We start from the raw sequence: 15,094 nt of genomic DNA on the forward strand, positions 1-15,094 counted from the left end.
TTACGCCGCGATGGCGTTCATGATCGCCGGAACAGAGAGTTCAGCCAGGGGGATCTCCGCCACCTGTTTTCGGTCGCGCATAATGATGACCCGATCCGCATAACCGACCAGTTCCTCCAGCTCCGAAGAAATCACCAGCAGCGCCAGACCGTCGGCGCAAAGGGTTTCGATCAGCCGGATGATCTCGGCATGCGCGCCGACGTCAATCCCGCGGGTGGGTTCGTCGAGGATCAGGAACTGCGGTTTGGTCAGCAGCCAGCGCGACAGCAGCACCTTCTGCTGATTGCCGCCGGAAAGAAACTCAATCGGCTGTTCCGCGCTGGGCGTGCGTATACCAAGCTGGCGAATAAAACGCGCCGCAATGTCGTTTTGCTCCTTGCGCGGGATCGGCCTCAGCCAGCCGCGCTGAGCCTGGAGCGCCAGAATGATATTTTCCCGTACCGATGCGGCGGCAATGATACCGTCGGTTTTCCGATCCTCCGGACAAAACCCGATCCCCAGGCAGGATGCCTGATGCGGCGATCGCAGAGCGTGCGGTTTGCCTTTGATCTGCGCGCTGCCGCTGTCTGCCGGCTTGATGCCAAAGATCACTTCCGCGGTTTCCGTCCGCCCGGAGCCTAACAGCCCCGCCAGACCGACGATCTCACCGGGGCGCACTTCCAGATCGAACGGGGCGATCGTCCCTTTCCTGCCATACCCTTTGAACGCAGCGATCGGTTTGTCTCTCAGCAAGGTGCGCCCCGCGCGCTGGAGCGCGTTGGTTTCCAGCTCGCGTCCCAGCATCATTTTCACCAGTTCGATCTGCGGCAGCTCGCGCGTTTCACGACAGCCAACAACGCTACCGTTACGTAAGACGGTGATCCTGTCGCTCACGTCGTAGACCTGATCGAGGAAATGGGTCACGAAGATCAGGCTGACGCCGTTGTCGCGCAAGCGGCGCATCAGACCAAACAACATCTCCACTTCCTGGGTGTCAAGGCTGGCGGTCGGCTCGTCGAGGATCAGCACTTTTGCAGAGAGATCGATAGCCCGGCAAATGGCGACGATCTGCTGCATTGCCACTGAAAAGCGGTTTAGCGGCTCGCGCACGTCGAGCGAGAAGCCGTAAGACGCCATTAGCGCCGAGGCGCGTGCTTCCATCTCCTTGCGCCGCAACAGGCCAAAACGCCGGGGCTCACGGCCAATAAACAGATTATCCGCCACCGACATGTTTGGCAGCAGGTTAACTTCCTGATACACCGTACCAATGCCCAATTGCTGTGCATGGGCGGTATTCCGGGGTGAGATCGCACGGCCTTCCAGAAATATCGTACCGCGATCGGCGTGATATACCCCGGTCAGCGCTTTGATCAGCGTCGATTTCCCCGCGCCGTTTTCCCCCAGCAGCGCCATGATTTCGCCGCGCCGTAGCGTGAAGTCGACGTTATCCAGCGCTTTGACGCCCGGGAAGAATTTACTCAAGCCCTCGGTACGGAGGATCGCCTGGTGTTGAGCAGTGGTCATGGTTCCTCCGGTACATTCTGAACCCGCTTTACCGTAGGCCGGGTCAGCGTCGCGCCACCCGGCCTTGTCAAACAATCAGTAGCCCATATTTTTCTTCTTCTCTAACTCTTCTTTCGCGGTGTCCGGCAGATAAAGCGTCGATTTGGTGATGGTCACTTTTTCCGGCATCGTGCCGTCTTTCTTGAACTTCTCGAGCGCGTCGAAAGCCGGACCCGCCATGTTTGGCGTCAGTTCAACGCTGGCGTTGGCATCACCGTCAATCATCGCTTTGAAGATGTCGGGCACGCCGTCGATGGAACCGGTGAGAATGTCTTTCCCTGGCTTCAGTCCCGCCTCTTTTATCGCCTGAATGGCGCCAATTGCCATATCATCGTTGTGGGCGTAAACCATGCAGATGTTCTTGCCGTTGTTTTCCGCTTTGATAAAGCTTTCCATCACCTCTTTACCTTTACTGCGGGTAAAGTCGCCAGACTGGGAACGGATAATTTTGATGTTTGGCGCATTGGCGATGGCTTCTGCAAAGCCTTTCTTACGGTCGATAGCCACGCTGGCGCCGACTGTTCCCTGCAACTCAACCACGTTACACGGCTTACCGTTCACCTCTTTGATCAGCCAGTCGCCTATCAGTTTGCCTTCAAGGACGTTGTCGGCGGTCACCGTCGTCATATAGAGAGATTTGTCTTTGACATCGATGGAGCGGTCGAGCAGAAAGACCGGAATTTCCGCATCCTTCGCTTCCTTCAGCACCGGTTCCCACCCTGTCGCAACCACCGGCGCAATGAAGATAGCGTCAACCCCTTGCGCCACGAACGAGCGCACTGCTTTAATCTGGTTTTCCTGCTTCTGCTGGCCGTCGGCGATCTTCAGCGTAATCCCCCGCTTTTCGGCCTCGCTTTTCGCCACGTTGGTCTCGGCGGCGCGCCAGCCGGACTCTGAGCCGACCTGCGAAAATCCTACGGTTAAGGGGGCGGCCATCGCCATAGACGACATGGCTGCCGAAACTGCTGTGACTAAAAGTAAGCGCTTCCACATAACTGTGTCCTCGTAGGGTGAGTTTTTGTTGGTTAAGAAACAGTCGCGAAAAAACTATAGACAATCGAATATGTAACGAATTGCGTTACATCACACTTCAAAAAAGTAAATAGAACGTTAATCACAAGTTTGTAATCGCTTTCATTTACCTATGAAAAAAGCGGCTGAAGATATGGATTTTCCTGTCATGCGAGCGCGCTAAAAAGGCCATGCGGGAGGGAGGTAAAAACAAAATCAGGCGAAGACATTCGGCGCGAGATAGCTATAATACTTGCCACTTGTTTACGACACAGTTAAAGGAAACAGACATGAGCTTACTCAACGTACCTGCGGGTAAAGAGCTGCCGGAAGATATCTATGTAGTGATTGAGATCCCGGCTAACGCAGATCCGATCAAATACGAAGTCGACAAAGAGAGCGGCGCGCTGTTCGTTGACCGCTTCATGTCCACCGCGATGTTCTATCCGTGCAACTACGGCTACATCAACCACACCCTGTCTCTGGACGGTGACCCGGTTGACGTACTGGTCCCAACGCCGTACCCGCTGCAGCCGGGCTCTGTGATCCGCTGCCGTCCGGTTGGCGTGCTGAAAATGACCGACGAATCCGGTGAAGATGCGAAACTGGTTGCCGTGCCGCACACCAAGCTGAGCAAAGAGTACGATCACATTAAAGACGTGAACGACCTGCCGGAACTGCTGAAAGCGCAGATCACTCACTTCTTCGAGCACTACAAAGACCTCGAAAAAGGCAAATGGGTGAAAGTTGACGGCTGGGACAACGCCGAAGCCGCTAAAGCGGAAATCGTTGCTTCCTTCGAGCGCGCCGCGAAGAAATAAGTTCGTTACGCGATAAAAACCCTGAACGTCAGGCATCGGCGGATCAGGGTTTTTTTATGCCTGACGAAACGCCTTAACCGGCCTAACTTCCCCTCTTTCACGATAGCCTGCGTCTTAATAACGCAACGTCGACCACCTCATCCCCAGCCATGCCTGTGCGACGGAGCTGTTTGGCGCAGAGAGCCCGCGTCCGTAAATGGTTGTTCAGTATCCTCCCTGGATTTCTCCCTCTGCACAGTGAAGCGGAACGGAGAGAAAAGAAATGGCGTGATGGGATGACAAATAATGATGCGTAGCGCCTCGCAAAAAACAACGCCACCCGAAGGTGGCGTGCTCAATTCAGTACTGGTCTCTGTCTAACCAGTTACCGCTTTCGATCAGCGTTAATCCCGTCACCGGACGTTGGTACACATACATCCATGCACTTCCGTACGGCGTCTGGATCAACTGGCGTGCGTATTCGCCGCCCCGGGTGCGCAGGGCATCCAGTTCGGCCAGCGTGGCGTTATCAATACGATAAACTTCACCCTGTACTGTTCCGTTCCCGGGAACTGCGCCTGGATAGTGGCCCAGGCTGTACAACTGGTAGTTATCAATACTGTATTCGCCCAGCAACTGGGCGTTGGTCATCCAGTGGCTGTTGCCTTGTTTGGTTCGTAAACTGCCGTAGACAAATATTCGCATTGCTAAAACTCAAACTGATAGAGCAAATCCAGTGCCTGATCTACGCCAGACACGGCTTCCAGATATAGCTTAGGCATCAGGCGATAACGTAGCGTGAGCGTGGCTAAAGAGTCAAATATGCCCACACCGTATTTCACCTGTAGACCAGGCAATACATATCCGCTGACCACCACCTGGGATGAGTCCCCTACCCCCTGGGTGTCCAGCGCCAAATTGCTTACGCCAAATGTCTCCCCGATTTTACCCACAACCTGACCACTTTGTGCAACCCCCAGGCCAATGAGCATGGAGGTCATCGCTGCGCTGTCGCTTTGATCGCTGTCCAGTCCCTGTCCGCGCAGCAGATAAGAGAGCGCCATTTGCTGTGACATGGCCGGATCAGAGAAGATCTCCGCCTTCGGTTCGTCCGCCGATCCGGTGACGCGAACGCCAGCGATCACATCATCTTCGGTCGCTTCCGGGTTACGAATCGCTTCGATATTGAGTAAAGGCTGATCCGGCGGGCCAGAGAAGAGCAGTTCGCCCTTACGCACTATCAGATCCTGCCCGTAGGCGTGGAAGCGGCCTTCCGGAATATTAATCTGTCCGTTAAGCCCCAGCCCCTGTTTATCCTGCGCCACTTTCAAATCGCCCGTCAGACGGGCTTTCAGGCCAAACGCGTCCATCCGCACGTTGTTGCCGACGTGAACGATCAGGTTGCTGTTGATCGGGATCCCGGCGGTCTGCGGTTCTTCAGGCTGTAACTGATCGTTGAGCATGACTTCGTCGCTGGAGACGCCCACTGCGCTTTCCGGCAGCTCATGCACCACAATGCGCGCCCACGGCACGTCGACACGACCGTCGAGGGTGAACAAGCTCGGCGTCGCTTCAAACACCACGTCCGGCGAGACGTCCAGCCGTACCATTGGCGGTACGGTAATGCGCACCCGGCTGCCTTTCGCCGCAACCCGCGCGCGCCAGTTGTCGATCTGGCTCCAGTCTGCGTCACCGCTGAGGTTTATCTGCCCCTGCTGAGTACGTACTTCCCCGGTCAGGGTCGAGCGCGTACCGTTAAAATTCATCGCCAGCTGACTTGGCTGCATGTCAAACGGCATAAAGTTGCCGTCGATATCCAGACCGCTTAGCTGGAGCTGACCAAACATCTGCGGCCCCTGGACATCGCCGCCGAGACGCAGGTTCGCGTTCAGCATCCCCGCCGCTTTTTCACCGCGGGCAAAGATCGGGTTCACCATCGCCAGATTGAGGTTGCGGATGTTCACATTGCCGCCGAGATTACGTCGCCCCTGCGGATCGGTCACCTGCACCTGACCGTCAAGCTGTCCGTTATTGGTCAGGCGAATCAGCCAGCCCAGTTCCGCGCGATTGTTATGCAGATCGGCGCTGACGTTCAGCGTGTCAAACGCCAGCGGCAGCGGCCCGTCGTTAACCGTCTGCGTCACCTTCACGTTACGTCCGGAAAGCGTCACGTTGCCCTGCGGCAGCCCCTCTTTGGTGGTGTCCCACGCCACGTCAGCCTTCCCGGTAAAAACGCCACTGGCCTGAGTGGTCTCTGGCATAAACGGCTTCAGCATCGCCAGATCGAAGCGGTTGAGATTCACCACCGCCCGGCCTTCCGCCCCGGCGTCAATGGTTTGCGGCACACACAGTTCAGCGTTCGGGTTCGTCCAGCAATGTGGCCCAATGCTGATTTTCTGCTCCTGGTTGCGGTAATCCAGTGCGATGGCGCGGGTCAGCGACCACGGCCCCACCGGCGTCTGGAAGCGGGTATTGCTGAGGGTACCTTTCCAGCGCATCTCTTTTCGGTCAAAGCTACCGGCCAGATCGAGCTGTCCGGAAACCGGCTCGCCCTGAACCCGCAGCTGCAACTGGTGCTGCTTCTCGCTGCCTTTCGCGTTCAGCGTGACAAGATTGATATTCACATCCGGCTGCGAGATTCGTTCAACCCTGACATCAAGCTGTCCGGCAATCTGGTCGGTGGATTTGATATCTCCTTCTACCCGCACCTGGGCCACGGAGAGTTCCTGCCAGCGCAGGCCGTGGGCGGTGATATCCGCCAGCAGTTGCGGCGCATCGACCGTGCCGCGCACCTTTAACAGGCCTTTCGCCGTACCGCCTAATCCCGGCAGTGCGTTATCCAGCCCCGGCGCGTCAATGGTGGCGTCCAGATTCAGCTCTTTGACGCCCAGCTCACCTTTCACATCCGCGCTGTTCGCCCCCAGTTCCAGATGCAGTCCTGGAATGATCCACTGCATGTAACTGTTGCCCTTCAGCGAGCCGTTAACGTTAACCTTGTTCTGCTTAACGTTGCCTGTCAGCTTCAGCTCCGGCACCTCCATCTGCCACGTGCCGCCATACAGGCTGCCGCGGGTTTTGACCAGACCATTGAGCCTCGAGGGCCAGTCCGGCACCTCTTTGGCGGTGTTAATGCCGTCCAGCGTCAGTTCACCGCGCCAGCTGATCGCCTGCTGCCAGTCCACCAGCGCTTTCAGCTCGGTTTTCCCTTCCAGCGCGGCGACGGTCAGCTTGTCGAGGTTAATCTGCTGTTCGTTGCCTTTCGCATCCAGGGTGATGGTCGCCGGGGGAATATCCTGACCTTTCACCGCCGTGCGCATCGACAGCGTGTAGTCGGTCATTTTGCCGGTGAGTTTGAGCCGGATATCATCGGCCTGGAACTGCTTATCGCCGGTAAACGGCCAGTAAACCTGCTTACTGACCACGTCCAGATTGAGCGGCAACCCGGCCTCCGCCAGCCGCGTCTGCGCCCGCAGATCCACATCCACCGGGCCGGAGAGATTCACGCCGACTTCCAGCTGTTCGCGCAGCGCGCCGCCCACCTTTAGCGTGATCTTCTCGCCCTTCAGCGGCTCCACGTTCAGCGTGCTGTTGAGGGTCATATCCACTGGCCAGTTATGGCTTAACTGTGCCGTACCAGTCGCATTTATCGTCCCCTGACTGGAATCGATATCCAGCGCGTCCAGCTTCATATTGCCGTCAATGCTACTGACCTTCAGCAGCAGGCTAAAGACCGTCAGATCGGTATCGCCCGTAAGACGCAACTGCTCGCCTTTAAACGCTTCAATATTAAGATTCAGCGGCAGGTGAACGTCGGTCATTTCCGGCAGCACCGGCCTGGAGAACAGATCCTTGAGCGTTTCGCCGAGCGGTTTTTCGTCCGGCTGCGGATTCTGGATCTTCGGTTCCACGACCTCTTCTTGCGCCACGTCCGCCACTTTCGGCAGCGCGATCAACAGCCCCTGTAATGAGGTGGGCTTCAGGGTCAGATTTTTTTCCTGCCAGTTCAGGCCTGAGGTGAAATCCATTACCGAAACGGTGGTGTCGTCAATTTTAATATTGACGTTTTCCAGCGCGACGCGAGAAAGGGTGATGGGATAGGGCGTGGAGAGATTCAGCGGGCCGCTGTCTTCCTCTGCCTCTACCTGTTCCGCGGGCGGCATCTTTTTGCTGTCAATGACGACGTTGATGTCCTTGAGCGACAGATCGTTGACGCACAGACTGCTGTTCCACAGGCAGTCCAGCCCCACGGCCAGATGCACTTCGCCGGCATTCACCGCCACGCCCGGCTGGTCGTAACGGATATTTTTCAATGACAGGTCACGCCAGCCGCCGGTCACCTGGCCGATTTCCAGCCCCGGTACCCAGCGGTTCGCCGCGTTGAACACCAGATGCAGACCGGTGGTGGTGCCCACCAGAAACCCGACGGTTGCCAGCAGCAGCAGGATAAAAATCAGTACGCCGAGGCTTATCTTCTTCCATAAACTCATAATTCAGGCCCCAGACCGATGTAAAACTGTAAACCATGCTCGTCTTTGTCGCCGATCGGCGCGGCGATATCGAGCTTGATCGGCCCGACCGGCGACTGCCAGCGCACGCCAACCCCGGCGCCGGTTTTGAAGTCGCTTCTGCGGATATCGCTGACCGCTTCGCCGCTGTCGACAAACATCGCGCCCCACCATTTTCCGCTGACGTTATACTGATATTCCAGCGAGCCGGTTGCCAGCTTCGACGCCCCTTTCAGGTCGCCATTGCTGTCTTTCGGCGAGATTGATTTATATTTGTAGCCGCGAATACTGCGGTCGCCCCCGGCGAAGAAGCGGAGATCCGGCGGCACTTTGTCAAAGTCGCCGGTCTCAATCCAGCCGAGATTGCCGCGCATCACGAAACGGTGGCGATCGTACAAGGTGCGGATCCAGACGTTTTGCGCCTGGATCACCGAAAAATCGACATCTGATCCCCAGGCGGTGTTGGAGTAGTCAATCGAATAGCGCTGCGAGTCGCCCCACGTCGGCATCAGGCCGCCGCGCGAGCGGGTACGGCTTATCATCACCCCCGGATACAGCAGCATGGTGGTATTGGTCACTTCGCCCTGGGTAAAGTGGTCGAGACTCCAGCGCAGGTTTATCGCCCGCTGCCAGCCGCTGGAAAGATCCCAGTAGCGCGAAAGCGCAAGCGTGGTGGAGTCCTGTTCGGTATCGTTGAGATCGGTACGCTTAAAGCCGCCCTGCACCAGGTAATACTGCTCCAGCGGATTCTTTAAGAGCGGGATTTTGTAGCTGAAATCCAGCACCTGTTCGGGGGCGGAGATGCTGGCGCTGGTGGTCAGGCTGTGCCCGTACGAGTTCATCCACGGTTTTTTCCACGTCGCCTTTACCCGCGGGCCGACGTCAGTGGAATAGCCCACCCCGGTTTCGATGGTGTTTTCGGTGCGCGGCGAAACCACGCCCTTTAGCGGCAGCACTTTGGTCTGGCGCGCTTTGTCGAATTCCGGCGCGACGACCACCGAGTTGAACCATCCGGTCGCCGAGAGACGACGGTTTAACTCGCCGAGATCTTTTGATTCATACTGGTCCCCCTCTTTAAACGGCACCAGATTTTGCAGATACTCATCGCGGATCTGCGAACCTTCGAAAGTGACATGACCAAAGCGGTAGCGCTCGCCGCTGTTGTAGTCGATATCCCAGAAAGCCTGATGGCGGTCAAGCGCGACGCCCAACTGGCTCTTATTAAATTCGCTGTCGAAATACCCTTTACGTAGCGCCACGCTGGTGAGGGACTTTTTAAAACTGTCGTAATCCCCGTGATTCAGCACCGTCCCGACTGCCGGACGCGTTTTCAGCAGCTCCAGATAATCTCTGTCGGTACGCGCGCCGCCGCGTAAAATGACTTCGGTCCCGCCAATGCGCACCGGTTCACCCGGCGTGACCCTGGCGATCAGCACCTGACGCCCCTTTGCCGGCGGCGGACGCAGGTCAAAGTCGATCGTCGGCTCGTAGTAACCGAGCGCCTTTAGCCCCTCACGGATAGCATCATCCACGCGCGCGCGAAAACGCCGGTCCGGCGTCACTTCGTCGCTTTGAATTGTGGAGAGCTGCGCACGGACGTTTTTCTCCAGTTCTCCTGATAGCCCCTCGACCTGTAATCGGACGTTCGCGGCCCAGGCGGAACTGCTTAAGCACAGCAGGCTCACCCAGCATAACTGACGGATATGTGGCACTTTTTCTCCTGAATATCCCTTATTTCCACCCCTGGAAAACAACCATAATGCCGATCCACGGCTTAACAAAAACCCAACAACTGGGATTGAAAAACAGACGACAACCCAAATATTTCTTATGTTTAAGATAGACGTATTCGTAATGGATATTGTGTGCAAATACGCGTCTTGTTACAACCTTAACCCCAATTACTGATTATCGGGAGAACGGCACCATGAGTTTATTCGACAAAAAGCATCTGATTTCACCGTCAGAGGCGCTACCTGGACGCAATACCCCGATGCCGGTGGCGACGCTTCACGCCGTCAATGAACATTCAATGACGAACGTGCCCGAGGGGATGGAAGTCGCCTTTTTCGCCATGGGCTGTTTCTGGGGCGTTGAGCGCCTGTTCTGGCAGCTCCCTGGCGTTTACAGCACCGCGGCGGGGTATACCGGCGGCTATACGCCTAACCCGACCTACCGGGAAGTGTGTTCCGGCGAGACCGGCCACGCCGAAGCGGTACGCGTGGTGTATGACCCGAACGTTATCAGCTACGAGCAGCTGTTACAGGTGTTCTGGGAAAACCACGATCCGGCGCAAGGTATGCGTCAGGGCAACGACCACGGCACCCAGTACCGTTCGGCCATTTATCCGCTGACGCCGGAGCAGGACGCCGCCGCGCGCGCCAGCCTTGCGCGTTTTCAGTCGGCGATGACCGCCTCCGGCGACGATCGCCACATCACAACGGAAATCAGCAACGCCACGCCGTTTTACTACGCCGAGGACGATCACCAGCAGTATCTGCACAAAAATCCGTACGGATACTGCGGCATCGGCGGGATTGGCATTTGTCTGCCGCCACAAGGGTAATCTATCGTGACACGGCCACGCGGGCGGCGTGGCGCGTGGCGCTAACCACCGTGCCCTTATCCAACACCTTGCCTTTCAGGCATAAATTGAATACCGGCGCGGATGGCCGGTTGAGCCGGTTTTGCAATAAATGCACGGCTTCCACCCCCAGCGCCCGACAGGGGATGGTGATGCAACTTACCGTTGCAATAACCTCCGCGTCCAGTCCCTCCACGCCGGTGGTCATGAGCGAGATCCCCTCCGGCATGCGAACGCCCGCTTTTTCCAGCACGCGCTGGATGCCCACCGACATCGGCGCACCCGCGCAAAAAATCACTTCCGGCCACGCCTCGCGCGGCGTAATGCGCAGCCAGTCGTCTATCGCCTGTTCCGCCTCCCCGGCGGTAAACCCTTCGGTGACCAGCAGATCCCGCTGTGAATCAAACGGGATCTGATACTGGCGATAGACCTCTTTAATGCCTTCCAGCCGCCAGTACATGGTTTCGCGCCGCAGGCTGGTGATGTGAAGTATGCGGCGGTGCCCCTGATCGAACAGATATTGCGCCGCAAGGTTGCCAATCGCCCGGTGATCCGGTGATACCGCGTCGAGTAGCCCCTCCCGATCCTGCGAATTCACCAGCACGCAGGGTTTATCCAGCGACTGCGCCAGTTTGTGGATGGTTGGATCGTCAATGCCGATCAGAATGATGGCGTTGATATTCTTATTGTTGGCTTTTTCCAGAAAGATTTTGATATCGGCGCGTTGCTCGTCAAGCCCACACCAGGTGAGATACACATCGTGCGGCGCAACCGCGTCAGCGATGCCCCGCGTCACCTCCAGGTAAAAAGCGTCGCCCTGGGCGGTGAATGTTCGCTGGGGGGCAAAAACCACGATCCCGTTAATCAGCAGGCGACCGCTGGCGAGGGAGTCGAGCACGCCCAACTGGCGCGCGCAGTTCACTATCGCTTCACGCGCCTTGTTGCTGGTGTAAGACTTTCCGCTGAGTACCCGGGAAACGGTACTGACCGAGAAGCCGGTCAAGGCCGCAATTTCGTCCATTTTTAGCTTGCCTGACATTCTGTGACCCCGCTCGCAATGTATCTTTGCAAATTTTTGCAGATGTACCCCATTGATTCTAAAACGCCTTTTTGCTTCGCGGGCTAACTTCTTTTGCATCCTGCAAGCCCTCTCACAAAATCCCGTTGTCGACGTTTCAGCCGTTTTCTATGTTCCGGTTATCCCCCCATCGCACTGAGTAAGGCCTGACATGAAAAAAGTACGTTTTGGCATTATTGGCGTCGGCAATATCGGCACCGTCCACGCCCGTTATCTGCTGGCAGGTAAGGTTGAAGAAGCCTGCCTGACCGCCGTTTGCGATAACAATCCCGACAAACATGCCGCCATCCGCCGTCTGACGGGCGAGTCGGTCGCTCTGTTCAGCGACGCGCGCGAGATGCTGGAAAGCGGTCTGATCGACGCGGTGATTGTCGCCACGCCGCATTACGATCATCCGGCGCTATCGATAATGGCAATGCGCCGGGGCATACACACCCTCTGCGAAAAGCCCGCTGGCGTCTACACCGCGCAGGTTGAGGAAATGAACGCCTGCGCTCGCGAATGCGACGTGGTGTTTAGCATGATGTATAACCAGCGTCCCAATCCGCTGTACCAGAAAGTGAAAGATCTCATCGACAGCGGCGAACTGGGCGAACTGCGCCGCTCCAACTGGATCATCACCAACTGGTATCGCTCGCAGAGCTATTACAACTCCGGCGGCTGGCGCGCCACCTGGAAAGGCGAAGGCGGCGGCGTGCTGCTCAACCAGGATCCTCATCAGCTCGATCTCTGGCAGTGGCTGGTGGGAATGCCGGTGCGGATGCGCGCCTTTTGCCAGTTTGGTAAGCATCGCCAGATTGAGGTCGAAAACGAGGTCACCGCGTATGCGGAATACGCCAACGGCGCAACGGGGGTGTTTATTACCACCACCGCAGAAGCGCCGGGGACCAACCGGCTGGAGATCGCAGGCGATCGCGGCAAAGTGGTGGTGGAAGAAGGCCGCCTGCGCTTCTGGCGTTTGCGCGAATCAGAAACCGAGTTCAATGCCCGCTGGCAAAACGGCTTCGGCGAGCCGGAGTGCTGGGAAGTGACGATTCCCACCGCGGCGGAATGCAGCGAGCATGATGTGATTACCCGTAATTTCACCGCCGCTATCCTGCACGGCGAGCCGCTGATCGCCCCCGGTCTGGAGGGGATTCGCGGTCTCACGCTTTCTAACGCCATGCACCTGTCCACCTGGATCGACGACTGGGTCGCGTTTCCCTTTGACGAACAGCGCTACTACCAGTTGTTGCAAGAACGCATTGCGTCATCGGTAGAAAAACATGTCGCCAGCCGCACGCTGGACGCTTCCGGCACCTGGTAACGACGAGGAGGAAGGATGCTGAACGTTGCGATTGTTGGAACGGGGAACATTTCCCATAACCATATTCAGGGCTATCTGGCCTTTCCTGAACGCTGCCGGATCGTCGCGCTGGTGGATATCTATCCGGAGAAAGCCGAAGAGAAGAAAACCCGCTACGGGCTGGCTGAAGCGCAGGTGTTCGCCACCCACGCCGCGCTGCTGGCGGCGGATCTGCATGTCGATCTGGTGGACGTCTGTACGCCGCCTTACGTCCACGCGGAAATCGCCATTGATGCGCTGAATAACGGAAAGCATGTGCTGTGCGAAAAACCAATGGCGGCGTCGCTGGAGGAGTGCGACGCGATGATCGCCGCCCAACGGGCCAGCGGGAAAACCCTGTCGGTGATTGCGCAAAACCGCTTTACTGACGCGTTCTGGCGCTTAAAGGCGGCGGTGGACTCCGGCCTGGCAGGCAATATTTGCCACGCGCAGGTGGACTCCTTCTGGTGGCGCGGGCACTGCTATTACGACCTCTGGTGGCGCGGCACCTGGGAAAAAGAGGGCGGCGGCTGCACGCTGAATCACGCGGTGCACCACATCGACGCCATCCAGTGGCTGCTCGGCTTTCCCAGCGAGGTGGTGGCGATGATGACCAACGTCGCCCACGATAACGCCGAAGTCGAAGACCTCAGCGCGGCGATTTTCAGATACCCCGGCGGCGCGCTGACGCAGTTGACCGCCTCGGTCGTTCATCACGGCGAAGATCAGAAGATTGTCATCCAGGGCGAAAAGGCGCGGATCTCCGCGCCGTGGAAAGTGTTCGCCAGTCAGTCCGCCGACAACGGCTTTCCGCAGCCGGAAAACAATCTTGCGCTGGAAGCGCGCCTGACCGCGCTGTTTCACGCCACACCCGCCCTCACATGGACCCTGCATACCGGGCAAATCGAAAACGTGTTAACCGCCATTGAACAACAAACCGCGCCGCTGGTGGACGGTGAGCAGGGGAAACGCTCACTGGAACTGATCGCCGCGATTTACAAATCGGCCATCACCCGTTCCGTGGTCACGCTGCCGGTTGCCCGCGACGATGCGTTTTATCGCACCGGCGGCCTGCTGGAGAAAGCCCCGCATTTTTATGAGAAATCCGCTTCCGTGAGCAATTTTGCCGAAGTGGGCGCAATCCCTCTGGGTAAAGACTTAGATTCAGGAGTAGAAGCATGAGCTTAAACGATGGAATGAACTATGCCCCCACCGGCAAACCGCAGCCGGTGGTCCAGCCTGGCGAGTTTATGATTGCCGCCGCCGCGCTCGATCACGGCCATATCTATGGCATGTGCAACGGGTTGATTGAGGCTGGCGCGACGCTGAAATGGGTATATGACCCCGATCCGCAGAAGGTGGCGGCGTTCGTGAAGCAGTACCCTCAGGCGCAGGTGGCTGACTCGCTGGACACGCTGCTCAATGACCCGGACATACAGCTGATCGCTGGCGCGGCGGTGCCCTCAGAGCGCTGTCCGCTGGGGCTGAAGGTGATGGCGGCCGGAAAAGATTACTTCACGGACAAAGCGCCGCTGACTACGCTCGGGCAACTGGAAGACGCCAAAGCGATGGTAGCCAAAACCGGACGAAAATACGCGGTGTACTACAGCGAACGCCTGCACGTCGAAAGCGCGGTCTTCGCCGGCGAGTTAGTGAAAAAAGGGGCGATAGGCCGGGTGGTGCAAACGCTCGGTACCGGCCCGCATCGCGAGGGCAGCGGGCGTCCGGACTGGTTCTACGACCGTCGCTATTTCGGCGGCATTCTCTGCGATATTGGCAGCCATCAGATCGAGCAGTTTCTGTTTTACACCGGCAACAGTAACGCTCAGGTTGTCGCCAGTCAGGTGCGTAACGTGAATCACCCACAGTATCCGTTGTTTGAAGATTTCGGCGACGCGATGCTGGCGGGCGATAACGGCGCCACAGGCTACTTTCGCTGCGACTGGTTCACCCCGGACGGCCTCTCTTCCTGGGGCGACGGACGCTTAACCCTGCTCGGTACTGAGGGCTATATCGAAATCCGTAAATATGTCGATATCACTCGCGGCGAGCAGGATGTGGTCTATCTGGTCAACAAAGAGGGCGAGTTCCGCTATCCCGTGGCGGGGAAAGTCGGCTTCCCCTACTTTGGCGAACTGATCCTCGACTGTCTGCATCGCAGCGAAAACGCCATGACCCAGGCGCATGCCTTTAAGGCCGCCGAGTTGTGCGTTAAAGCACAGATGCTGGCAAATGCGCGTGGATGACGGA

Annotated in this window: 11 protein-coding genes; 5 read left to right on the forward strand and 6 right to left on the reverse strand. The window is 57.6% G+C overall.

All coding sequences use genetic code 11. The features are described from left to right. The gene (ytfR, locus tag HVX72_RS19225; RefSeq protein ID WP_181822108.1) at positions 1–1,503 is read right to left on the reverse strand and encodes a galactofuranose ABC transporter, ATP-binding protein YtfR; all 1,503 of its coding nucleotides are present in this window, start codon (positions 1,501–1,503) and stop codon (positions 1–3) included. 75 nt (positions 1,504–1,578) lie between these two features. Further along, entirely contained in the window at positions 1,579–2,535 is a 957-nt protein-coding gene (ytfQ, locus tag HVX72_RS19230) for a galactofuranose ABC transporter substrate-binding protein YtfQ (protein ID WP_042289469.1), read from the reverse strand. A 308-nt stretch (positions 2,536–2,843) separates the two neighbouring features. On the opposite strand from ytfQ, the gene ppa reads away from it, so the two are divergent. Continuing rightward, the gene (gene ppa / locus HVX72_RS19235; RefSeq protein WP_042289473.1) at positions 2,844–3,374 is read left to right on the forward strand and encodes an inorganic diphosphatase; all 531 of its coding nucleotides are present in this window, start codon (positions 2,844–2,846) and stop codon (positions 3,372–3,374) included. 339 nt (positions 3,375–3,713) lie between these two features. On the opposite strand, the gene HVX72_RS19240 is transcribed toward ppa, so the two are convergent. The 3 genes from HVX72_RS19240 to tamA are packed head-to-tail and all read right to left on the reverse strand — an operon-like array spanning position 3,714 to position 9,570. After that, on the reverse strand, positions 3,714–4,058 hold the full coding sequence (locus HVX72_RS19240) for a gamma-glutamylcyclotransferase (protein WP_042289476.1): 345 nt from the start codon (positions 4,056–4,058) through the stop codon (positions 3,714–3,716). Between the two features lie 2 nt (positions 4,059–4,060). Next, positions 4,061–7,840, reverse strand: coding sequence for an autotransporter assembly complex protein TamB (gene tamB / locus HVX72_RS19245; RefSeq protein ID WP_181822109.1), 3,780 nt, complete (start codon positions 7,838–7,840; stop codon positions 4,061–4,063). Then, complete coding sequence (tamA, locus tag HVX72_RS19250; RefSeq protein ID WP_181822110.1) at positions 7,837–9,570, reverse strand: autotransporter assembly complex protein TamA; 1,734 nt, start codon at positions 9,568–9,570, stop codon at positions 7,837–7,839. Before tamA ends, tamB begins: the two co-directional genes overlap by 4 nt. A gap of 215 nt (positions 9,571–9,785) precedes the next feature. On the opposite strand from tamA, the gene msrA reads away from it, so the two are divergent. Beyond that, positions 9,786–10,424, forward strand: a complete 639-nt coding sequence (gene msrA, locus HVX72_RS19255) for a peptide-methionine (S)-S-oxide reductase MsrA (protein WP_181822111.1) — start codon at positions 9,786–9,788, stop codon at positions 10,422–10,424. A gap of 1 nt (position 10,425) precedes the next feature. Here the strand turns inward: msrA and HVX72_RS19260 are convergent, their stop codons facing one another. After that, the gene (locus HVX72_RS19260; RefSeq protein ID WP_181822112.1) at positions 10,426–11,481 is read right to left on the reverse strand and encodes a LacI family DNA-binding transcriptional regulator; all 1,056 of its coding nucleotides are present in this window, start codon (positions 11,479–11,481) and stop codon (positions 10,426–10,428) included. Positions 11,482–11,671: 190 nt separating this feature from the next. Between HVX72_RS19260 and HVX72_RS19265 the strand changes: the two genes are divergently transcribed. The 3 genes from HVX72_RS19265 to HVX72_RS19275 are packed head-to-tail and all read left to right on the forward strand — an operon-like array spanning position 11,672 to position 15,090. Beyond that, positions 11,672–12,826 (forward strand): Gfo/Idh/MocA family oxidoreductase, encoded by a 1,155-nt coding sequence (locus HVX72_RS19265; protein WP_060570919.1) that lies wholly within the window; start codon positions 11,672–11,674, stop codon positions 12,824–12,826. A 15-nt stretch (positions 12,827–12,841) separates the two neighbouring features. Next, the gene (locus HVX72_RS19270) at positions 12,842–14,026 is read left to right on the forward strand and encodes a Gfo/Idh/MocA family oxidoreductase (RefSeq protein ID WP_181822113.1); all 1,185 of its coding nucleotides are present in this window, start codon (positions 12,842–12,844) and stop codon (positions 14,024–14,026) included. Then, complete coding sequence (locus HVX72_RS19275) at positions 14,023–15,090, forward strand: Gfo/Idh/MocA family oxidoreductase (RefSeq protein ID WP_042289492.1); 1,068 nt, start codon at positions 14,023–14,025, stop codon at positions 15,088–15,090. The genes HVX72_RS19270 and HVX72_RS19275 overlap by 4 nt, the downstream gene beginning before the upstream one ends. Positions 15,091–15,094 lie beyond the last annotated feature (4 nt).

The organism is Citrobacter sp. RHB21-C05, from assembly GCF_013889015.1.
GTDB lineage: Bacteria > Pseudomonadota > Gammaproteobacteria > Enterobacterales > Enterobacteriaceae > Citrobacter_A > Citrobacter_A sedlakii.